Source organism: Rhodococcus qingshengii JCM 15477, assembly GCF_023221595.1.
In the GTDB taxonomy this organism is placed as follows: Bacteria; Actinomycetota; Actinomycetes; order Mycobacteriales; family Mycobacteriaceae; genus Rhodococcus_F; species Rhodococcus_F qingshengii.
Genome location: NZ_CP096563.1, coordinates 541,621 through 561,628 on the forward strand (window position 1 = coordinate 541,621; position 20,008 = coordinate 561,628).

Consider the following 20,008-nt stretch of genomic DNA (forward strand, 5'->3'; position numbering starts at 1 on the left):
CATCACAGACCCAACTCGCTCAGGCCCGGATGATCGTGCGGGCGTGGTCCGGTCGGATCCCAGAAGAACTTTCGCTCGGACTCCTCGATGGGAACGTCGTTGATGCTGGCATGACGGTGGTGCATGAGTCCGTCGGCGTCGAATTCCCAGTTCTCGTTGCCGTAGGAGCGGAACCACTGCCCGTCGTGATCGTGCCACTCGTACGCGAATCGCACTGCGATGCGGTCGTCGCTGTGTGCCCACAACTCTTTGATCAACCGGTAGTCCAGTTCGCGGGTCCACTTCTCGGTCAGAAGTTCGACGATCTCGGATCGGCCGGTGACGAACGTCGACCGATTACGCCACCAACTGTCCGGCGTGTAGGCCAGTGACACCTTGTGCGGGTCGCGGGAGTTCCATCCGTCCTCGGCGAGGCGGACCTTCTGGACGGCAGTTTCGTGAGTGAAGGGCGGAATCGGTGCTCGGACGGTCATTGCGGGGCCTCTCGATCAGATATGTACCTATCGGTACAGACTTTACCGATAGGTACAACAAGAGTCCAGTGAACGACTTCGGCCGCCCCCCACCGAAGCGGGAGCGGCCGAAAGAGTCGAACCGGAAGAGCTAGCGCGCGCGACGAGCGAGGCGCTCGGAATCCGAGATCAGGACGCTCTTGCCTTCGAGGCGAAGCCATCCGCGGTGTGCGAAATCAGCGAGCGCCTTGTTGACGGTCTCGCGGGAAGCGCCGACGAGCTGGGCGATCTCTTCCTGCGTGAGGTCGTGAGTGACGCGCAGGGCGCCACCTTCCTGAGTGCCGAAGCGCTGCGCGAGCTGCAGGAGCGCCTTGGCGACACGGCCGGGAACGTCCGTGAAGATCAGGTCGGCCAGGGTGTTGTTGGTACGACGCAGACGGCGGGCGAGAACGCGCAGAAGCTGCTCGGCGATCTCGGGGCGCTGCTGGATCCATGCCTTGAGAGCGTCGCGGTCCATGCTCACGGCGCGAACCTCGGTGACGGTCGTAGCCGTCGAGGTGCGGGGGCCGGGGTCGAAGATGGACAGTTCGCCGAACATGTCGGACGGGCCCATGATCGTCAGCAGGTTCTCGCGACCGTCGGGTGAGCGTCGACCGATCTTCACCTTGCCGGACACGATGATGTACAGGCGGTCACCGGGTTCACCTTCGTTGAAGATGACATGTCCACGGGGGAAGTCGACGGGCTGCAGCTGCTTTGTCAGCGCCGCTACCGCTGAGGGCTCGACTCCTTGGAAGATGCCGGCTCTTGCCAGGACGTCGTCCACGTGCGCTCCTTGTTGGGATTTGTTCGTTTGTGGTGTCATTTTTGCGCTATCTATCTTTGTACCCTCGCTGCGCACAAACCGTCGTACACAGGCTCAGCCCTCATGAGTGAGACACTGTGTCCAATGCAATCTGTGTTCAATGCAACAGGTACGGCATCGAAGTCTACGTCCCGTTAGCTCGCGACGAGTGATTGATGCCACGTAAGAGCCGAAAATTCTTCCGGAATCTGCTGCGGTGACTACTTTGTATGGCCGTCAACTTGCCCGTTGTGTCCGGATTTCGCCCAGGCTGGCGCTCTCGGGAGCCTCCGACTGACGGCCCTTACGCTTCCGGTGGAAGCGGGCGAACGCATGGGGAAACCCATCGCTTGCCAGGCGGGCGACGTCGTCGTGACTTGCCTGGTCGAGGAAGTCTTCTACTTCATGCTCTTGGACCGAGAGCCGACGCAATCGCCCTTCGACTCGTTCCATCGCCAGGGCAAAGAGCATAAGCAGTAGCGGAAAGAGAATTACTGCGAGTCCTTGCATAGGGGGAAGTAAACACGTCGAAGGTCTCAGAATCGACACGACGGAGTCTCCACTCATGTCGTATCCGTACAGTTGTCTGAGTGCAGACCACCCCGACAGGCAGTTCAGAGCAGCGGAAGAAACCGCGTTCGGGGGGTGCGCGGAAGGAAGAATCACACCTCGGATTGGTACGCCGGGCGCGTCGGATGAATCGTGAGCTCGCTGTGGCTTTCCCACACGTGTACTGCGAACTCGACTTCACGACTCCGTTGGAACTGGCAGTGGCGACAATCCTGTCGGCGCAATGCACCGACGTCCGCGTCAACATGGTCACGCCGGCACTCTTCGCCCGTTATCCCGACGCAAAGGCATACGCGGAAGCCGATCGGACCGAACTCGAGGAGTACATCCGCTCCACCGGCTTCTACCGGAACAAGACGACGTCGCTGATCGGACTCGGTCAGGCGCTACTCGAACGCCACGACGGGCAGGTCCCGAACAAGCTCGAAGATCTGGTGAAACTCCCAGGCATCGGACGCAAGACCGCGAACGTCGTGCTGGGCAATGCCTTCGACATTCCGGGAATCACCGTCGACACCCACTTCGGTCGGCTCGTGCGTCGGTGGAAGTGGACCGAGGAAGAAGATGCCGTCAAAGTGGAACACGCCGTCGGGGCACTGATCGAACGTAAGGAATGGACTCTGCTCTCGCATCGCGTGATCTTTCACGGCCGACGGGTCTGCCACGCGCGCAAGCCCGCGTGCGGTGTGTGTGTTCTGGCCAAGGACTGCCCGTCGTACGGTCTCGGCCCGACCGACAAAACCGAGGCCGCGGCCCTGGTGAAAGGCCCCGAGACCGATCATCTGCTCGCCCTGGCAGGGTTGTGATCGCCGATGACAAGTGCCGGAAGATGGTCTCTCGCTGCGCTCGTGGTCGTCGCGGCTCTCGTCGTGGCGATCTGGCCGCGCGGAGGAGACGACACGACGCCCACCTCGACGGGCCCGTCCTCGTCCGCGTATCAGCCGCCGACGTTCACTCCGTCGTCGGAATCGCTCGATCAACTCCGTAGCCAGGCGGCTCTGGCCTCCTGCCCGACTCCGACCGGCGAAGCGCCTGCCGGCTCGGCTCTCGCCGGAATCACCCTCGACTGCGTCTCCGACGGAGCGCCCGTCGACCTTGCCGCAGCGGTGGGCGGAAAGCCGACTCTGCTCAATCTGTGGGCGTACTGGTGCGCGCCATGCGCCGAAGAGCTTCCGTACCTTCAGGAATTCGCGGAGCGCGCCGACGGCAGCATCAACGTGCTGACCGTGCATTCGGATCCGAATCAGGAGAACGCTTTGACGCGACTCATCGACTACTCGGTGCGTTTGCCCGGCGTCCAGGACGGTGACGGCAAGGTACGGATCGCAGTGGGCGCACCGCCGGTGCTGCCGGTGTCGGTGCTCGTGCGCGCGGATGGAACAGTCGCCAAGGTCTTGCCCCAACCCTTCCGCAGTGCGGACGAGATCGCCGCCGCTGCGGCGCAATATCTGGGAGTCGTCGTATGAGTACACCGGTTCCCGAGTGGTTGCGCGCTGTCGCCAGCACCCAGCCCACCGATCCCCATCGGATCAACCCCGTCCTCGAGCGTCGCGCGCCGCGCGGCACCGTGACGCGTCCGGCCGCGGTGCTCGTGCTCTTCGGCGGACCGCGTGAGGCCGACCCTCTCGCCGTCGGCGGCTTGCCGGAGGGCGCAGACGTCCTGCTGACCCAACGGGCGTCGACGATGCGTCAGCACAGCGGACAGGTCGCATTCCCTGGCGGCGCCGCCGATCCGGGCGACGACGGCCCCGTCGGCACCGCGCTGCGTGAAGCGCAGGAGGAGACCGGGCTCGATCCGAGCGGAGTTCAGCCGCTCACCGTGCTGCCGGAGATCTTCATCCCGCCGTCGGGTTTCGACGTGACGCCGGTGCTCGGCTACTGGGAGCAGCCGACGACGGTGGGCATTCAGGACGAGGGCGAGGTCGGACGGGTGGCCCGGGTGCCGCTGCGCACGTTGCTCGACCCCGACAACCGGTTTCAGGTTCGACATCCCCTCGGGTACCAGGGCCCGGCGTTCCGCGCCGACGGCATGCTGGTCTGGGGGTTCACAGCAGGAATCCTCGCGGCGCTGTTCACGGTGTCGGGCTGGGAGATTCCGTGGAACTACGAGGACGTGAGAGACCTGGACACAGCGCTGTCCGAGTTCGGTGAAGGTGTCGAGGATTCGGCGGTGCCGCGATGACAGGTTCTCGTTGGGTGGACATCGCGATCGTTCTGGTCGCCCTCATCGCGGCCACGTCCGGATGGCGTCAGGGAGCGGTGGCGTCGGCGCTGGCGTTCGTCGGCGTGATCCTCGGTGCCGTCGCCGGGATTCTGTTGGCGCCGCACCTGCTCGTGCACGTCACCGAAGGCAAGCTGCGCATCCTCGCGGGCATCTCGCTGATCGTCGTGTTGGTCATCATCGGCGAGGTCGCCGGCATGGTGCTCGGACGCGCGGCGCGCAGCGGAATGCACAGTCCGACGGCGCGATCCGTCGACAGCGTCATCGGTGCGGGTCTACAGGCGGTGGCTGTCGTGGTCGCGGCGTGGCTGCTCGCGATTCCGCTCACTTCCTCGTCGCAGCCGAACATTGCCGCCGCTGTTCGTGGTTCGGACGTTCTCGCCAGCGTGGACGAAGTGGCGCCGCAGTGGCTGCGCCGCATCCCGACCGAGTTCTCGGCGCTGCTCGACACCTCCGGCCTGCCGGACGTCATCGGCCCGTTCGGGCGCACGCCCATCACCGAGGTCGAAGCACCCGACGCGAGCGTTCTCGCCAGTCCGTTGGCGGCGCAGTTGCGTCCGAGTGTTCTCCGCATCAACGGCGTCGCACCGAGTTGCCAGCGCGCGCTCGAGGGATCCGGATTCATCGTCGCCCCCGAACGCGTCATGACCAACGCCCACGTGGTTGCCGGAACCGAGAGCATCACCGTGGACACCATGGAGGGCGCACTGCCCGCGCAGGTGGTTCTCTTCGACTCCGCCGTGGACATCGCGATTCTGGCGGTTCCCGGATTGGACGCGCCGGTGCTGCCGTTCGCTCCGGAGCAGGCTCGGACCGGTGACAACGCGTTGGTGCTCGGCTACCCCGGCGGTGGTCCGTACACGGCCAGCGCAGCCCGCGTTCGTGAGGTCCTCAACCTGAACGGGCCGGACATCTACAAGGCCGGAACCACCCAGCGTGAGGTCTACACCGTCCGCGGATCCATCCGGCAGGGCAACTCGGGTGGACCGATGGTCGATGATCAGGGGCGGGTCCTCGGCGTCGTGTTCGGTGCTGCCGTCGACGACAGTGACACCGGATTCGTCCTCACCGCGCAGGAAGTCTCGCGCCAGTTGAACGCGGCTGCCTCGGCATCGACGCCCGTACCGACGGGCGCGTGCATCCTGTAGCGGTCACGTCTCCGTAAGGAGGAAGTCCCCGAGTTCGCGATTGACGCGCTCGGGGGCTTCTTGATGCGCGTAATGACCGACTCCGGCAATGGTGCGCAGTTTCTCGCCGGGAGCCCAGTGCTTGTCGCGACGCACGGTACGGGTGAGCACGTACGGGTCGAGTTCGCCGTGAATCTGGACGATCGGAATGCGAAGAACCTGATCCATCAAACGCATGAAACGTCGGCCCTCGGGGCGGAGCTGGCTGCGGAAGGCCCAACGCTGGTACTCCAAGGTGGAATGCGCGACGCCCGGGATCCGGATCGCGGACCGCATCTTGCTCATGACATCTGCGAATTCGGGTTGCTGCGGCCAGGTGGGGCCCGACCGCGAGCGAACCAGACGCTCCACTTCGGCGCCGTTGTCGGCCGTCAACCGACGTTCCGGGCGTAGCGGTACCTGATAGGCCAGGAACGAGGGCAAAAGCGCGCGGCGCTGATAGGGGTCGCGGACGACTGCTTTCTTGAGCGCCATCGGGTGTGGTGACGAGATCAGCGCTATCGACCGCACCAGGCGTGGATGCAGGAGCGCGGTCGCCCAGCACACCAACCCGCCGTCGGCATGACCGATCAGCGTGGCCTTGCCGTAACCCATCGCACGAATGAGGCCGGCTACGTCACCGGCGAGCGTCCAACCGTCGTAGCCACGAGGGGGCTTGTCGGAATCGCCGTACCCACGAAGTTCCATCGCGACGACGCGGAATCCCTGCTCGGACAGTGCCGTCAACTGATGGCGCCAGGACCACCAGAAATCGGCGAATCCGTGCAACAGGACCACCAACGGAGCATCCGGCTCCGCGTCGCCTACCTCGACGACGTGAAACCGGATGCCGTTGGCGTGAATGTCCCGGTGAATCCAGGGGCCGTCGAACCTGACGGTGGATGGATCTGGGGCTGCCACTTTCGATCAGACTCGCTACCGGCGCGCGTTGAAATCGACCGACGGCTTTGCGTCGTCATGGCTGCCGGGGATGACGTTCTTGGCCTGCTTGAGCGATTCGATCGTCTTCTCCGGAGCCCTCAGCTTGCGCACGCGCAGATAACCGAGCAGCGCCAGAATCGCGGTGGTCACCACCATGATCAGGAAGACGATGAGGAACGCCAGCCAGCGCGGCACCCAGGTGTCGAGCATCTCGGCCAGGAAGAAAAAGAAGAAGAACGAACTGAACAGCAGAACCGTGAAGGCCAGGATGAAGAAGACGCTGCCCTGCAGACCCTTCTTGACCTCGCCCGTCACCTCGGCCTTGGCAAGTTCGACCTCGGCGCGCACGAGGGTGGAGACCTGTGCGGTCGCGTCCTTGACGAGGGCCCCGATGGTGGCCTCGCCCGGCGTGCGGGCGTCCACATCGGTGAGAGGGATGGAAGAGACCGTGTTCGGTACTCCATCTCCGGTGAAGCGCTGGCTCTCTCCGTTGGTCAAGCTCACTTGTCGACCTCTCCAGGTAGTTCTCTCGCGTCCGTGGCAATGGCGGTGGAAGCGTCGTCTCGAGCCGCATGAACTCGTCCACGTCGCCACAGCAGCGCTGATCCGATCAGCGATGCCACCAACGATGTCACGAGAACTGCGGCCTTCGCTATCTCGGCCTCGCTGCCATCGCCGACCCCGTCCAATGCGAGGTCTGCTACAAGCAGGCTAACGGTGAACCCGATGCCACCGAGAACTGAGAGGGCAAACATGTCTCTCAATTCCAGTGTCTTGGGTTTGGTTGCTATCCCCAATTTGATCGCGAGCAGGGAAATTCCGAAGATTCCGACGGTTTTGCCGACCAGAAGACCGACGACAACCGATTGCCCGACGGGGTCGGTGAAAATGTCGCCGAGCACCGCCGCGTTGATCGGAACACCGGAGGCGAACAGTGCGAAGACGGGGACACAGAAGCCTGCAGAGTAGGGCTGAATACGGTGCTCGAGACGGCTACCGGGCGCGTACTCCTCGTCCGGATCGCGCCTCACCCGGGTGAGTAAGCCGAGCGCGACGCCCGCGAGTGTGGCGTGTATCCCCGCTTCGTGCATCGCGTACCAGGTCAGTAGTGCCAGCGGGACGTAGAGGAACGGCGTCGTGATGCGTTTGTGTTGGGCGTAGGCGTAGGCAGCCAGGGCTGCGGCCGCGGTCAGCAGCCACAACATCGCGAGGGAACCGGTGAACAGTACGGCGATGAGGATGATCGCGAGCAGATCGTCGACGACGGCCAGGCTGAGCAGGAAAACTCGGGCGCTCGCCGGGATCTTCGAGCCGGTCAGCGCGAGCACGCCGAGGGCAAAAGCGATGTCCGTCGCGACGGGAATGGCCCAGCCCTTGTCCATGCCGGGCGTACCGAAACCGATGGACGCCGCGATGATCGCGGGAACCAGGACGCCGCCGCACGCCGCGATGATCGGGAGCATCGCGGCTTTGCGGTCCGCGAGTTCGCCGACCACCAGTTCACGTTTGAGTTCGAGGCCGGCGACGAAGAAGAAGACGGCAAGCAGTCCGTCCTGCGCCCACGTGCCCAAGCTGAGGTCGAGATGGAGTGCGGACGGACCGATCTGGAAGTCACGTAGTGCGATGTAGCTCTCACCGAAAGGAGAGTTCACCCAGATCAGAGCGAGGGCGGCAGCGATCAGGAGGATCGATCCGCCCACCGTTTCGGTGCGGAGGTAGCGGGACAGTTCGGAACGCAGGGTGGAGATCACGCGTGGGGACGACCTTTGTTCGTGCAACCGAATTCGGATGCAACAGACATGAACGTGATCGACGTTGTGACGCATCGAATGCACGTGCCGACCAGACTTCCCGGCTCACCTTTACGGAATTTTATCGCGGATTGCCCGCTGAGCCGAATTCGCGAACCGAATTTGCGTCGGAAAACCCCGCGGGTGTTCAATTCCTACTGATTGGGACTCTATCCCACCAATTGGACATCTTTCGTATAACGGCGCAGGAGCATGTTTTGAGCACGTCAGTCAGTGAGAATCCACCCAAGCCGGAGGGCGGCGACGCAGATACCGTCGCCGGAGTGCCGCGCAGCCGAATCGTGGTCGCCAGCATGGTGGGTACGTCCATCGAGTTCTACGACTTCTACATCTATGCAACAGCGGCAGTATCGGTGTTCCCGCACCTGTTCTTCCCGAAGGGCAACGACACCACCGCGCTTCTCGCGTCGTTGGCGACGTTCGGACTCGCGTTCGTCGCCCGTCCCCTCGGTTCGATTCTCTTCGGACACTTCGGTGACCGCGTCGGACGCAAGGCAACTCTGGTCGGCTCGTTGCTGACGATGGGCATAGCGACCTTCCTCATCGGACTACTGCCGACCTATCACCAGATCGGACTGCTGGCCCCGGCGTTGTTGGCGCTCATGCGTTTCTGCCAGGGTCTCGGGCTCGGCGGCGAATGGTCGGGTGCGGCGCTGCTCGCGACCGAGACCGCCAAGGAAGGCAAGCGGGCCTGGGCGGCGATGTGGCCGCAACTCGGTGCGCCCATCGGCTTCTTCATGGCCAACGGACTGTTCCTGATCATCACGTTGTTCATGAACCACGACAATTCCAGCCCGGACCTCGAGGGTGCCTTCCTGAGTTGGGGATGGCGAATTCCGTTCCTGCTCAGCGCAATCATGGTGATGATCGGCCTGTACGTCCGGCTCAAGCTTGAGGAAACCCCGGTGTTCGCGCGCGCAGTCGAGCGCGGCGAGAAGGTCAAGACTCCGGTCGCCGAGGTATTCAAGACCAGTTGGCGTCAGCTGATCATCGGTACGTTCGTGATGCTCGCGACGTACACGCTGTTCTACATCATGACCACCTGGGTGCTCAGCCACGGAACCGGCAAGACGGCGGCCGACGGTGGAACCGGTGCGGGCTTCAAGTACACCGATTTCCTTGTCCTGCAGTTGATCGCAGTCGTGTTCTTCGCTGCCGCCGTGCCGGTCTCGGGTTGGCTCGCCGACCGTTACGGGCGTCGTATCACCTTGCTGATCATCACCGGTCTGATCATGGTGTTCGGCTTGACCTTCGGTGTCTTCCTCGAACCGGACGGAATGAACGACGGTCGCATGTTGGCGTTCCTCATCGTGGGCATGCTGCTCATGGGCCTGACCTTCGGCCCGATGAGTGCCGTTCTCCCGGAACTCTTCCCGACCAACGTCCGCTACACGGGCTCGGGAATCGCGTACAACACGGCCAGTATTCTGGGCGCAGCGGTGGCGCCGTTCATCGCCGTCTACCTCGCGAAGAACTACGGCGTCGGTTGGGTCGGCATCTATCTTCTCGTAGCGGCGACGCTGACTTTTGTCGCGCTGCTGGTCATGCGTGAGACGAAGGGTGAGTCGCTCGACGATGTAGGGGCATAACCCTGCTGTGCGCCTTTATTAACCCCCGGCGGTTAATAAAGGCGCACAGCAGTTGTCAGGGAAGCTGAGCAGGCAGGACGTGCTCACCGGTCTTGTCGGTGCTCAAGGCCAGGGAGCTGATGTACTGCTTCTCGCCGTTCGGGCCGGGCACGTTCGACGCGAGCATGTCGGGACGCTCGAATTCGATTCCGCTGACGCAGCACAGAAGCGTTTCACCGGAGGGGTTCCCGTACTCGTCGAACATCGGCAGATCGATGCCGTCGTCGGTGCGTCGTAGGTAGTACTTTCCCTTGGTGGCGACGGCCAGGATCGGCGGCATCACCAGTGCGATGACGATTGCGACGATCGGGGAGAACGGCTTGATCGCCGAACCGAAAGCACCGAAGAACACCAGGATCGAAATGCCCGCGGCCAGCAGCATCGACACGAAGCCGACGGGGTTGACGTCGTAGAGCATCCCGCGTCGGAACTCGGGGACTTTCGGGGAGAGCTTCAACCAGTACTTGTTGATCGCGATGTCCGAGGCGACGACCACGACCCAGGCGATACCGCAGTTGGCGTAGAACCCGAGGATCGTGTTGAGGAAGTCGAACATGTTGGCTTCCATCAAGATCAGTGCGATCGCCAGGTTGACCAGAACGAAGACCATGCGTCCGGGGTAGGTCTTGGTGACGCGGGTGTACGAGTTGGTCCAGGCCAGTGAGCCGGAGTACGCGTTGGTGACGTTGATCTTGATCTGGCTGATGACCACGAGGATCACGGCCAGCGTCATGGCCAGCCAGTGAGGCATCATGTCCTGGTAGATCTCGAGGAACTGGTGCACGGGCTGGTTGGCGATCGAGGATCCGTCGACGACGTTCGCGATGATGTACACGGCGAGGAACAGTCCGACGATCTGCTTGAACGCGCCGAAGATCACCCAGCCGGGGCCGGCGAGAATTACTGCAGCCCACCAACGGCGGGTGTTTTCCGGCGTCTTGGGCGGCATGAAGCGTAGGTAGTCGATCTGCTCGGCGATCTGTGCGATCAGCGACAAGCAGACACCCGCGGCCAGCATCACCGATCCGAAGTTGACGCCCTTGCCGTTTGCGCCGTCCTCACCGCCGAAGGCGAAGAACGCGCTCACCGAATCAGGGTGCTTGAACAGCAGATACAGGAACGGCAGCACCATCATGACGAGCCACAGAGGCGTCGTCCACACTTGGAGCTTTGCCAGAGCCTTCATTCCGTAGATGACCAGTGGAATGACCATCAGGGTCGAGACCGCGTAGCCGATCGAGAGTGGGATCCCGAGCCCCAGTTTCAAACCCTGGGCCATGATGGAACCTTCGAGCGCGAAGAAGATGAAGGTGAACGTCGCGAAGATGACGTTGGTGACCACCGAGCCGTAGTAGCCGAAACCGCTTCCGCGAGTGATCAAATCGAGGTCGATATTGTATCGCGCGGCATAGTAGGCAAGTGGGAAGCCGGTCGCCATGATGACGACGGCAAACACGGCGATGCCCAGCAATGCGTTACCGGTGCCGTACGAGATGCCGATGTTGGCGCCGATCGAGAAGTCTGCGAGATACGCGATTCCGCCGAGCGCGGAGGTCGCGACGACGCCGGTTCCCCATTTGCGGTAGCTGCGTGGCGCAAATCGGAGGGTGTAGTCCTCCAGAGTCTCCTTCAGTGCGGCATTCTCACCGAGATCTGCCCTGTCCGGTGCGCCGGCGGACACCTGCTCGTTCACTGCTGTCATGACGTCACTTCCCCTGGGTGCCTGTGCATGTGCACTTTGTGGTGCAGGCACCCAACCTAGGGAGGTGGCGTTACGCGGACATGTTTGAAATGTGTCGCCCACGTTGCGGATTCGATCCGCAACGTGAGCGAGCACTCATGGGACTTTCTTTACCTGTATCTGATCACCAACTGCCCGCGCCTGCAAGGCGAGTGGTTGCGTCCCGACCGGCCGAAGGTCGAGAACGGCGGCGGCCACCGGGTCGGCCAAGACGTTCCGGATGGTGCGGCGCAGGCCACGTGCTCCGTACACCGGGTCGAACCCGCGCCGTTGCAACAGGGCGACGGCGCAGTCCTCCACCTCGACGTCGATGCCTCTCCTGGCCAACCGAGTCGTGATCAGTTCGATCTCGAGACGGGTCACTTGTTCCGCGGTCTGTTCGTCGAACTCGTCGAGGATCACGGTTTCGTCGATGCGGTTGAAGAATTCGGGGTCGAAGAACTTCTCCAACGCGCGTTGCACCAGATGATGACCATGGCGCGGTCGATCGATCCGGACGCGATCGGCGAGCTGCCGCAGGTGGGATCGCCGACGTTCTGCCACCGCAGCAGAGCCGAGATTCGAGGTCAGGAACACGTAGCTGTTGCGGAACGAGATCTTCTGCTGACCGTTCGCCAACCGGAGTTCGCCGTTGTCGAGGACCTGCAGGAGCGCACGCAGCACGGTGGGGTCGGCCTTCTCCACTTCGTCGAACAGGACGATTCCGGGGGTGTACGGATCGCCCTCGACGGTGTTCTTGTCGAACAGCGTGAAGGACTCCTTGCTACCGGCATATCCAGGTGGAGCCCCGGAGAACGACGCCGCATAATGCTCTTGCGCAAGAGCATTCATGTCGATGCGGCACAGATCATCGGGTCCTGACCGTAGTTCTGCGGCCACGCGCCGCACCAATTCCGTCTTGCCGACGCCGGTCGGGCCAACGAGAAGGATGTTGGCGAGCGGACGCGTCGGATCCGTGGCACCGACATGCGCGATCGAAATCGCACGAACCACTGCGTCGACGGCGGCCTGTTGTCCGACGATCTTGGAACTCAGGGCTTTCGAGAGCTTGCGAGCGTCGAAGGCCCCGACCGGTACGGGTTCGGTTCGTTCCTCGGCCGGCGGTGGTGCTGCTGCACTGTTCCGGTCATGGAGCATGTCGGTGATATAAGGCACAGTGAGATCCTTACGCTTCGATTGTCTTCTCGACCGGCAGGTTTCCGACGCGACAATCCGCTACACCCACTGTGTCTCGGGTGATGGCCTCGACGCGTTCCTGAGCCTTCTGGGCGTCGGTGACCCACAGCTTGTAGAACTCGAACGGGCAGTCCGCGACGCCCTTGTCTCCGTCACCTGCTGCGTGGACACCGGAGTAGCCGCGATGGAGGAGTTTGAAGATGTGGTTCTGGGACTGATCGTTCTCGCGTGCGTCGCGAATGGCTGAGACGGAAAGCTGCGCGTACTGGATTCCGTATTCTTCTTCGCCGGTTTCACCCAGCGTCCGGCCGTCGAATCCGATGATCGCGGAGTGTCCGAAGTAGGAGTAGACGCCGTCGAATCCGGCCGCATTGGCAACTGCCACATAACAATTGTTGGCCCAGGCCATTGCCTTGGACATCATCACCTGCTGGTCCTTGGCGGGGTACATGTACCCCTGGCAACGGACGATCAGTTCTGCACCCTTCATCGCGCAGTCGCGCCAGATCTCCGGGTAGTTGCCGTCGTCGCAGATGATGAGCGAGATCTTCAGCCCCTTCGGGCCTTCGGTGACATACGTCGTGTCTCCCGGGTACCACCCTTCGATGGGGCACCAGGGCAGGATCTTTCGGTACCTCTGAACGATCTCGCCCTTGTTGTCGATGAGGATCAACGTGTTGTACGGGGGCTTGTTCGGGTGGTCTTCGTGCTGTTCGCCGGTGATGGAGAAGATTCCCCACGTGTCGGCTTCGCGGCACGCTGCGGAGAAGATCGCGGTCTCGTCGCCCGGGATGGTGGCTGCTGTCGCGTACATCTCCTCCTCGTTGTACATGATTCCCTGCGTGGAGTATTCGGGGAAGACCACCAGATCCATTCCGGGGAGGCCGGTCTTCATGCCGATCATCATGTCGGCGATCTTGCGCGCGTTCTCGAGGACACCGGCGCGATCGTGCAGGCGGGGCATCTTGTAGTTGACCACTGCTACGCCGACCGTGTCGTTGCTCGAGGAGATGTCACCGTGTCGCATTGTCTTTCACTCCTTGGTTGTGTCGATCAGTTGAAGACTGGACGGGATTGGGGTACTGCGGTTTTGGGTGCAGCGAGGATCTTGGCCAGGCCCAGGAGAACCAGAAGCGCTCCGGCCCAACCGGCCGCGACGGCGGGTGTGGTGTGGAAGTTGTCGGTCAGGATCAGAAATGCGGGGACTGTGCACGTGGGCTGGCTCAGGAGGACCGCTGCCCAGCCGGTGAAGCGACTGAGATTCTCGCGGCCGAGCCCGAGTACCAGGAAGAACAGCGTCCACAGCGCTGCCCATGCGAGCCAGATGACCCCGAAGACGGGGTCGTTGCTCACTGTGAAAGAGAGGAAGGAGTACACGAGCGCGGCGCACGCGACGAACAGCGAGAACCACACCCGATTCCTTCCGGCTCGAAGCCGGCGAGATTGCTGATGCCCACGTAGAGATAGGTGAATCCGAACAGATAGAGCCCTGAGGCCGCCAGGACAGCGCTCGAATCTCCCTGAGCCTGAATCAACATGACGGTGGGGACGACGCATTGAAGTGCGCCGACGAAGAGGTTGAGGACCGAGGCGGATCGAACGGGAACTGTGCCGAGCAGCATCAGTCCGTTGACGAAGAGGACGGCTCCCACGTAAAGCAAACCAACACTGCCCATCGGGCACCTCCGGTTACTTCGGGACGGTTACTTTCAAATGAAATGATTCCAAATGAAACTAAGTGATGCGCGCCACAGAAGTCAAGAGGTGGATCTCAGGGGAAGGTTTCAGAGGGTGGCGATGATCGAGAAGTCGAGTCCGTCGGCGACGGCGAGCTGAATCTTCTGCCGTGCAACACGATCACGAAACTCGACGGTTCCGCGAGGCCCGTCGTACGCGGCACCCTCGACGACGGCGTCCAGGTCACGCGGATGTGTGCTGTCGGCGCGTCGAACCAGGGCCGAAAGGGTATGTATCCCTTCGTAACACGATTCGGCGGCATTGTTCAGCGCCGGAGCGTGCGCGCCGTGCAGTGCAACGTAGCGCCCGAGAAGATCCATGGAGTTGCCGTCGACCATCGAACGGAAGTACGCGGCGGAGGCAAACAGGTTGCGGGTTGCCCTCGGCCCGCTCGCGAGCAGCATGTTCTCTTCCATCAACGGGCTGAACCGGATCATCGACTCGTCGAGGCCGCGGCGGGCGAAGGCGCGGTTGAAATCGACGGCGTCCTGGCCGACGAGGAGCATGATCACGCCGTCGCAACCGGAGTTCGAGACGGTCTCGACCAACTGCTTCATGTTTCCGCGCCCGAGGTCGACAAACGAACCGCCGACCAGGCTGAGATCGAGTTCGGTGGCGAATTGCCTCACGGCTCCGAGAGAGCTGTGCGGCCAGATGTAGTCGTCCCCGACGACAAACCACTTACGCGCTCCGACGTTGTCGCGCAGCCACTTCAGCGCCGGCGCGATCTGCTGACGTGGTGTCTCACCCGAGCAGTAGATGCCGGACCTGACCTCGCCGCCCTCGTAGAGCGAGGTGTACGAGTACGGAATACGGCCTGCGACCACCGGTGCGAGTGCGTGGCGGACCGAGGAGATGTGCCAACCGCTGACGGCGTCGATGTCGCCGGCGTCGAGTAGTTGTCCCACGCGGGCGGCGACGACGCTCGGCGTCGCGCCGCCGTCGATCACTTCGATCTGGACTTCGCGTCCCAGTACGCCACCGGAGTTGTTGAGGTCGCGGGCGGCCAATTCGCTGATTGCTTCGCAGGAGGGGCCGAACAGTCCGGCCGGCCCCTGAAGGGGAAGCACCATGCCCAGGCGCCACACCGCGCTGCGCGCGCGTTCCAGCGCGCCGGTAGCGCTCATGCGTCGCCGCCGGAATCGGGAGTCAGCGGCCTGGCCTGGGTTACTATCATTTCATTTGAAAGTATTGCCCGAGAAGTGTGAACTGCGCAACAGCGGGGGAGCGATCAGTGGGAAAAAGTGACTCCGGAATTCTTGATGCGTCGCTGACGACTGCGCTGGTCCGAGCAGCTCGAATGGCCGCGGCAGCGGCGGAGAAGGCGCTGGCGGCAGAGAATCTCACTCTTGATCACTGGATGACGCTCGAAGCCCTGGCGTCGACCGAGGGGCTGACGATGGCTGAGCTGCGCGATCGAACGGGAACACCGGCTCCGACGCTGACGCGAGTTGCGGACAAGTTGGTCTCGCTGGCGCTTATCTACCGCGAGGTCGGTGAGGACGATCGCCGGAAGGTACGCGTGTTTCTCTCCTCGCGCGGAAAGTCCTTGCACAAGCGGGTTGCCGCAGACATTCGCGTAGCCGAGGAGTCCTGGCTGACGTCGAAAGAGGAAGTGAAGTTGCGAGAGGGGCTTCGCCCCTGTGTGCCTTTCCGGTAGTGGGGACTACCAAAAAGGCGCACAGGGGCCGAAGGTCCTACTTGCCGCGGATGGCGTCGAATACCTTGGGGTCGACCAGGGTCGAGGTGTCTCCGAGGTCGCGGCCTTCGGCGACGTCGCGCAGGAGGCGGCGCATGATCTTGCCGGATCGGGTCTTCGGCAGTTCCGGCACGATCGTGATCTGACGCGGTTTGGCGATGGGGCTGATGTCGGTGGAGACCTGAGCCTTGAGTTCGGCGATGAGGACGTCGCCGGTGTTCTCGACGCCTTCACGGAGGATGACGAACGCGACGATGCCCTGTCCGGTGGTCTCGTCGGCGGCACCGACGACGGCGGCTTCGGCGACTCCGTGATGGTTCACCAGTGCTGATTCCACTTCGGAGGTGGAGATGCGGTGACCGGAGACGTTCATGACGTCGTCGACGCGGCCGAGGACCCAGAGTGCGCCGTCGTCGTCGTACTTGGCGCCGTCACCGGCGAAGTACCAGCCTTCTTCGGCGTAGCGGGACCAGTAGGTGTCGCGGTAGCGGTCCATGTCGCCCCAGATGCCGCGGAGCATCGCCGGCCACGGCTCGTCGAGGACGAGGTAGCCGTTGCCGCCGGGGCCGAGGGGCTTGGCGTCGTCGTCGACGATCTTCGCGGAGATGCCGGGCAGTGGTGCCATGGCGGATCCGGGTTTGGTGGCGGTGATACCGGGGAGTGGGGAGATCATGATCGCGCCGGTCTCGGTCTGCCACCAGGTGTCGACGATGGGGGCTTTGTTGCCGCCGATGACCTCTCGGAACCAGCGCCACGCTTCGGGGTTGATGGGCTCGCCCACAGATCCGAGGAGGCGGATCGAGGACAGGTCGTGGGCGTCGGGGATCTCGCGGCCCCACTTCATGAACGTGCGCACGAGGGTGGGTGCGGTGTAGTAGATGGAGACGCCGTACTTCTCGATGATGTCGAAGTGGCGGTGCTCGTTCGGGGAGTTGGGGGTGCCTTCGTAGACGACCTGGGTGACGCCGTTCGAGAGGGGTCCGTAGACGATGTAGGAGTGTCCGGTGACCCAGCCGATGTCGGCGGTGCACCAGTAGACGTCTTGTCCCGCTTTGTGATCGAAGACGTTGTGGTGGGTGTACGAGGCCTGGGTGAGGTAGCCGCCGGAGGTGTGGATGATGCCCTTGGGCTTTCCGGTGGTGCCGGAGGTGTAGAGAATGAACAGGGGATGCTCGGCGTCGAAGGCCTGCGCCTCGTGCTCGGGTGAGGCCTGTGCGACGGTTTCGTGCCACCACAGGTCGCGGCCGTCGGTCCAGTCGACGTCGATGCCGGTCCGGTTGACCACCAACACGTTCTGGACGGATTCGGCGCCGGCGACGGATTCGTCGACCGCTGTTTTGATGGGTGCTGCTGCGCCGCGTCGCCACTGCCCGTCGACGGTGACCACGAGTTTGGCTTGGGCGTCGTCGATGCGTGAGCGTAGGGCGGTGGCGGAGAATCCGGCGAAGACGACCGAGTGGGTCAGGCCGAGGCGGGCGCAGGCGAGCATGGTGACGATCGCTTCGGGGATCATCGGCATGTAGATCGCTACGCGGTCACCGGCGACGAGGCCGAGGTCGGTGAAAGTATTTGCGGCGCGGCTGACTTCGGCGAGGAGGTCGTTGTAGGTCAGGTCGCGGGAATCGCCTGGTTCGCCTTCGAAGTGGATGGCGATGCGGTCGCCGTTGCCGGCGACGACGTGGCGGTCGACGCAGTTGTAGGCGACGTTGAGCTTTCCGCCGACGAACCACTTGGCGACGGGGGCGTCGGTCCAGTCGAGGACGTCGGTCCATTTCTCGTGCCAGTGAAGGCGCTCAGCCTGATTCGCCCAGAAAGCGAGGCGGTCGGTATCTGCGGCAGCCTGCAACTCCGGTCCCGCGTTGGCGGCCGCAGCGAACTCTGCGCTCGGCGGATATGCCTGGGGGACGTCTGTTTCGGCTGCGCTTGTCATGGCTGACGGCCTTCTTTCCACTTTGATCGACACTTTTCTGACTCCGTGTGAGGGTAGTCACAAGCTCGCGTAAACGCACCGTTGCATCACGTTGCAACCCGTTGTCCTGCGACGATCGGTCGAATTGATGCGACGGGTGGTCGCTTCCGCCGACGAGTGAATGGGCGCGGACAGATTTCCCTCGGAATTGCGGACAATGGGTGCGATGCGCGCCCCGCGTCGGATGTGTCTATTGTCAAACCATTATTCGACCACAACTCGAAGTCACGTTCACTTTCAGTTGTAGGCGACACGACGCCGGCAGTTACGGCTGTCGGCAGGCCGCGAGCATGCTCGGGGTCACTTAGATGTGGAAGGAATTCCTTTGCGTATCTCACGCATAGCGACGGGCGCGGTCGCGCTCGGAATGACGGCAGTGCTGATCACGGCATGTTCGTCCGGCGATTCGTCGGGCGGATCGTCCAGTGGCGTCGTCAACGCCTGGGCGGGCGAGCCTCAGAACCCGTTGATCCCCACGAACACGAGTGAGAACATGGGCGGCCGCGTCCTCGACTCGCTGTTCTCCGGTCTCGTTTCGTACACCGCAGACGGCGGTACGGAGAACGAGGTTGCCGAGTCCATCGAGAGCACCGACGGTCAGAACTTCACCGTCAAGCTCAAGGACGGTTGGACCTTCACGGACGGCACCCCCGTCACCGCGAAGTCGTTCGTCGACGCGTGGAACTACGGCGCCCTCTCCACCAACGCTCAGCTTCAGGCATCGTTCTTCGATCCGATCAAGGGCTACGACGAAGTTGCCGCCGAGGTTCCGACGGCACAGACCATGTCGGGTCTGAAGGTTGTGGACGACTCCACCTTCACCATCGAACTCAAGCAGCCCGAGTCGGCGTTCCCCGATCGCCTCGGCTTCACGGCGTACTACCCGCTGCCCGAGGTCGCGTTCAAGGACATGACCGCCTTCGGTGAGAACCCGATCGGCAACGGCCCGTACAAGCTCGACGGAACCGGCGCGTGGCAGCACAACGTCCGCATCGACACCGTCGTGAACCCGGACTACAACGGCAACCGTAAGCCGAAGAACGCCGGCGTCGACTTCATCATGTACAACAGCCTCGACACGGCGTACACCGATCTCCTGGCCAACAACGTCGACGTTCTCGACCAGGTTCCGCCGAGCGCCGTCACGACCTTCGAGTCGGACCTGCCCGGACGCACCGTCAACCAGCCGTCGGCAACCATCGAGACGTTCACGATCCCGGGTCGCCTGCCGCACTTCAGCGGCGAAGAGGGCATGCTCCGCCGTCAGGCGATCTCGATGGCGATCAACCGCGATCAGATCACCCAGCAGATCTTCAACAAGACCAGGACGCCTGCACTCGACTTCACCAGCCCCGCAATCAAGGGCTGGAACGACTCGCTGACCGGTAACAGCAACGTGAAGTTCGATCCCGAGGCGGCCAAGGCTGCTTGGGCCAAGGCCGACGCCATCGCACCGTGGTCCGGCAGCTTCGAGATCGCCTACAACTCCGACGGCGGACACCAGGAATGGGTCGATGCCACGGCGAACAGCATCCGCAACACCCTCGGTATCGACGCAAAGGGCAAGCAGTACGCCACCTTCGCTCAGATCCGCACCGAAGCCACCGACCGCACCATCCAGAGCTCTTTCCGCTCCGGTTGGCAGGGCGACTACCCGCAGCAGTACGGCTTCCTGGCGCAGAACTACCAGACCGGCGGCAGCTCCAACGACGGTGAGTACTCCAACCCCGAGTTCGACCGCCTCCTGCGCGAATCGGCCGGCCAGACCGATCAGGCGAAGGCTCAGGAACTGCTCGATCAGGCCCAGGAAGTCCTGCTCAAGGACCTGCCCGCAGTTCCGACGTGGTACCGCAACGCTGCCAGTGGATGGTCGGAGAACGTTTCCAACGTGACCATCAGCTGGAACGGTGTTCCGGTCTACGAAGACATCGAAAAGAACTGACGCGTAGAACGATCCGCATCTGAAACGTGAGTTCGGGGCGGCAGGCGCCCTGCCTGCCGTCCCGAACTCGTGTTCACACCGGACTGTCCGCTGACGTACACGATCATCGA

At 63.0% G+C, this 20,008-nt stretch carries 18 protein-coding genes and 1 pseudogene; 7 read left to right on the forward strand and 12 right to left on the reverse strand.

Going from position 1 to position 20,008, the window contains the following annotated elements:
- Positions 1-2: 2 nt before the first annotated feature.
- The 3 genes from M0639_RS02495 to M0639_RS02505 form a co-directional block, all read right to left on the reverse strand.
- The gene (locus tag M0639_RS02495) at positions 3-473 is read right to left on the reverse strand and encodes a nuclear transport factor 2 family protein (RefSeq protein WP_007732407.1); all 471 of its coding nucleotides are present in this window, start codon (positions 471-473) and stop codon (positions 3-5) included.
- A 130-nt stretch (positions 474-603) separates the two neighbouring features.
- Positions 604-1,278: a Crp/Fnr family transcriptional regulator gene (locus M0639_RS02500; RefSeq protein ID WP_003943506.1), complete on the reverse strand. Its 675-nt coding sequence runs from the start codon at positions 1,276-1,278 to the stop codon at positions 604-606.
- 255 nt (positions 1,279-1,533) lie between these two features.
- Positions 1,534-1,806, reverse strand: coding sequence for a hypothetical protein (locus M0639_RS02505; RefSeq protein ID WP_019746620.1), 273 nt, complete (start codon positions 1,804-1,806; stop codon positions 1,534-1,536).
- 80 nt (positions 1,807-1,886) lie between these two features.
- Between M0639_RS02505 and nth the strand changes: the two genes are divergently transcribed.
- The 4 genes from nth to M0639_RS02525 are packed head-to-tail and all read left to right on the forward strand — an operon-like array spanning position 1,887 to position 5,235.
- Positions 1,887-2,672, forward strand: a complete 786-nt coding sequence (gene nth, locus M0639_RS02510; RefSeq protein ID WP_003943471.1) for an endonuclease III — start codon at positions 1,887-1,889, stop codon at positions 2,670-2,672.
- 6 nt (positions 2,673-2,678) lie between these two features.
- Positions 2,679-3,332, forward strand: coding sequence for a TlpA family protein disulfide reductase (locus M0639_RS02515; RefSeq protein WP_003943500.1), 654 nt, complete (start codon positions 2,679-2,681; stop codon positions 3,330-3,332).
- Positions 3,329-4,048 carry an NUDIX hydrolase gene (locus tag M0639_RS02520; protein WP_007732411.1) on the forward strand — a complete coding sequence of 240 codons (720 nt, stop codon included), beginning with the start codon at positions 3,329-3,331 and terminating at the stop codon, positions 4,046-4,048. Before M0639_RS02515 ends, M0639_RS02520 begins: the two co-directional genes overlap by 4 nt.
- Positions 4,045-5,235 carry a MarP family serine protease gene (locus M0639_RS02525; protein WP_003946095.1) on the forward strand — a complete coding sequence of 397 codons (1,191 nt, stop codon included), beginning with the start codon at positions 4,045-4,047 and terminating at the stop codon, positions 5,233-5,235. Before M0639_RS02520 ends, M0639_RS02525 begins: the two co-directional genes overlap by 4 nt.
- 3 nt (positions 5,236-5,238) lie before the next feature.
- On the opposite strand, the gene M0639_RS02530 is transcribed toward M0639_RS02525, so the two are convergent.
- Genes M0639_RS02530 through nhaA form a run of 3 tightly spaced genes read right to left on the reverse strand, consistent with a single transcriptional unit; the run spans position 5,239 to position 8,030 of the window.
- Positions 5,239-6,174: an alpha/beta fold hydrolase gene (locus tag M0639_RS02530; protein WP_064073520.1), complete on the reverse strand. Its 936-nt coding sequence runs from the start codon at positions 6,172-6,174 to the stop codon at positions 5,239-5,241.
- A 15-nt stretch (positions 6,175-6,189) separates the two neighbouring features.
- On the reverse strand, positions 6,190-6,699 hold the full coding sequence (locus tag M0639_RS02535) for a phage holin family protein (RefSeq protein WP_007732413.1): 510 nt from the start codon (positions 6,697-6,699) through the stop codon (positions 6,190-6,192).
- Positions 6,696-8,030: a Na+/H+ antiporter NhaA gene (nhaA, locus tag M0639_RS02540; RefSeq protein ID WP_007732414.1), complete on the reverse strand. Its 1,335-nt coding sequence runs from the start codon at positions 8,028-8,030 to the stop codon at positions 6,696-6,698. The genes M0639_RS02535 and nhaA overlap by 4 nt, the downstream gene beginning before the upstream one ends.
- 173 nt (positions 8,031-8,203) lie before the next feature.
- Between nhaA and M0639_RS02545 the strand changes: the two genes are divergently transcribed.
- On the forward strand, positions 8,204-9,595 hold the full coding sequence (locus M0639_RS02545; RefSeq protein WP_020968263.1) for an MFS transporter: 1,392 nt from the start codon (positions 8,204-8,206) through the stop codon (positions 9,593-9,595).
- A gap of 55 nt (positions 9,596-9,650) precedes the next feature.
- On the opposite strand, the gene M0639_RS02550 is transcribed toward M0639_RS02545, so the two are convergent.
- The 5 genes and pseudogenes from M0639_RS02550 to M0639_RS02570 all read right to left on the reverse strand — a co-directional run bounded on the left by M0639_RS02550 (position 9,651) and on the right by M0639_RS02570 (position 15,415).
- Positions 9,651-11,336 carry a purine-cytosine permease family protein gene (locus M0639_RS02550; protein WP_047270014.1) on the reverse strand — a complete coding sequence of 562 codons (1,686 nt, stop codon included), beginning with the start codon at positions 11,334-11,336 and terminating at the stop codon, positions 9,651-9,653.
- A 135-nt stretch (positions 11,337-11,471) separates the two neighbouring features.
- Positions 11,472-12,530 (reverse strand): AAA family ATPase, encoded by a 1,059-nt coding sequence (locus tag M0639_RS02555; RefSeq protein ID WP_063315185.1) that lies wholly within the window; start codon positions 12,528-12,530, stop codon positions 11,472-11,474.
- A 10-nt stretch (positions 12,531-12,540) separates the two neighbouring features.
- A complete protein-coding gene (locus M0639_RS02560; RefSeq protein WP_003946093.1) occupies positions 12,541-13,578 on the reverse strand; it encodes an aliphatic amidase in 1,038 nt (345 codons plus the stop codon).
- A gap of 26 nt (positions 13,579-13,604) precedes the next feature.
- Positions 13,605-14,227, reverse strand: a pseudogene (locus tag M0639_RS02565) (AmiS/UreI family transporter).
- Between the two features lie 108 nt (positions 14,228-14,335).
- Complete coding sequence (locus M0639_RS02570) at positions 14,336-15,415, reverse strand: substrate-binding domain-containing protein (protein ID WP_064073519.1); 1,080 nt, start codon at positions 15,413-15,415, stop codon at positions 14,336-14,338.
- A 107-nt stretch (positions 15,416-15,522) separates the two neighbouring features.
- On the opposite strand from M0639_RS02570, the gene M0639_RS02575 reads away from it, so the two are divergent.
- Positions 15,523-15,948, forward strand: coding sequence for a MarR family transcriptional regulator (locus M0639_RS02575; RefSeq protein ID WP_042446697.1), 426 nt, complete (start codon positions 15,523-15,525; stop codon positions 15,946-15,948).
- Positions 15,949-15,985: 37 nt separating this feature from the next.
- On the opposite strand, the gene acs is transcribed toward M0639_RS02575, so the two are convergent.
- The gene (gene acs / locus M0639_RS02580; protein WP_042446700.1) at positions 15,986-17,917 is read right to left on the reverse strand and encodes an acetate--CoA ligase; all 1,932 of its coding nucleotides are present in this window, start codon (positions 17,915-17,917) and stop codon (positions 15,986-15,988) included.
- 364 nt (positions 17,918-18,281) lie between these two features.
- Here acs and M0639_RS02585 point away from each other — a divergent pair, with 364 nt between their 5' ends.
- Complete coding sequence (locus tag M0639_RS02585; RefSeq protein ID WP_007732431.1) at positions 18,282-19,898, forward strand: peptide ABC transporter substrate-binding protein; 1,617 nt, start codon at positions 18,282-18,284, stop codon at positions 19,896-19,898.
- Positions 19,899-20,008 lie beyond the last annotated feature (110 nt).

Coding starts and splice junctions, on each gene's coding strand:
- M0639_RS02495 (WP_007732407.1), bottom strand. CDS start 473: ATGACCGTCCGAGCACCGATTCCGCCCTTCACTCACGAAACTGCCGTC.
- M0639_RS02505 (WP_019746620.1), bottom strand. CDS start 1,806: ATGCAAGGACTCGCAGTAATTCTCTTTCCGCTACTGCTTATGCTCTTT.
- M0639_RS02515 (WP_003943500.1), top strand. CDS start 2,679: ATGACAAGTGCCGGAAGATGGTCTCTCGCTGCGCTCGTGGTCGTCGCG.
- M0639_RS02520 (WP_007732411.1), top strand. CDS start 3,329: ATGAGTACACCGGTTCCCGAGTGGTTGCGCGCTGTCGCCAGCACCCAG.
- M0639_RS02525 (WP_003946095.1), top strand. CDS start 4,045: ATGACAGGTTCTCGTTGGGTGGACATCGCGATCGTTCTGGTCGCCCTC.
- M0639_RS02550 (WP_047270014.1), bottom strand. CDS start 11,336: ATGACAGCAGTGAACGAGCAGGTGTCCGCCGGCGCACCGGACAGGGCA.
- M0639_RS02560 (WP_003946093.1), bottom strand. CDS start 13,578: ATGCGACACGGTGACATCTCCTCGAGCAACGACACGGTCGGCGTAGCA.
- M0639_RS02570 (WP_064073519.1), bottom strand. CDS start 15,415: ATGAGCGCTACCGGCGCGCTGGAACGCGCGCGCAGCGCGGTGTGGCGC.
- acs (WP_042446700.1), bottom strand. CDS start 17,917: ATGACAAGCGCAGCCGAAACAGACGTCCCCCAGGCATATCCGCCGAGC.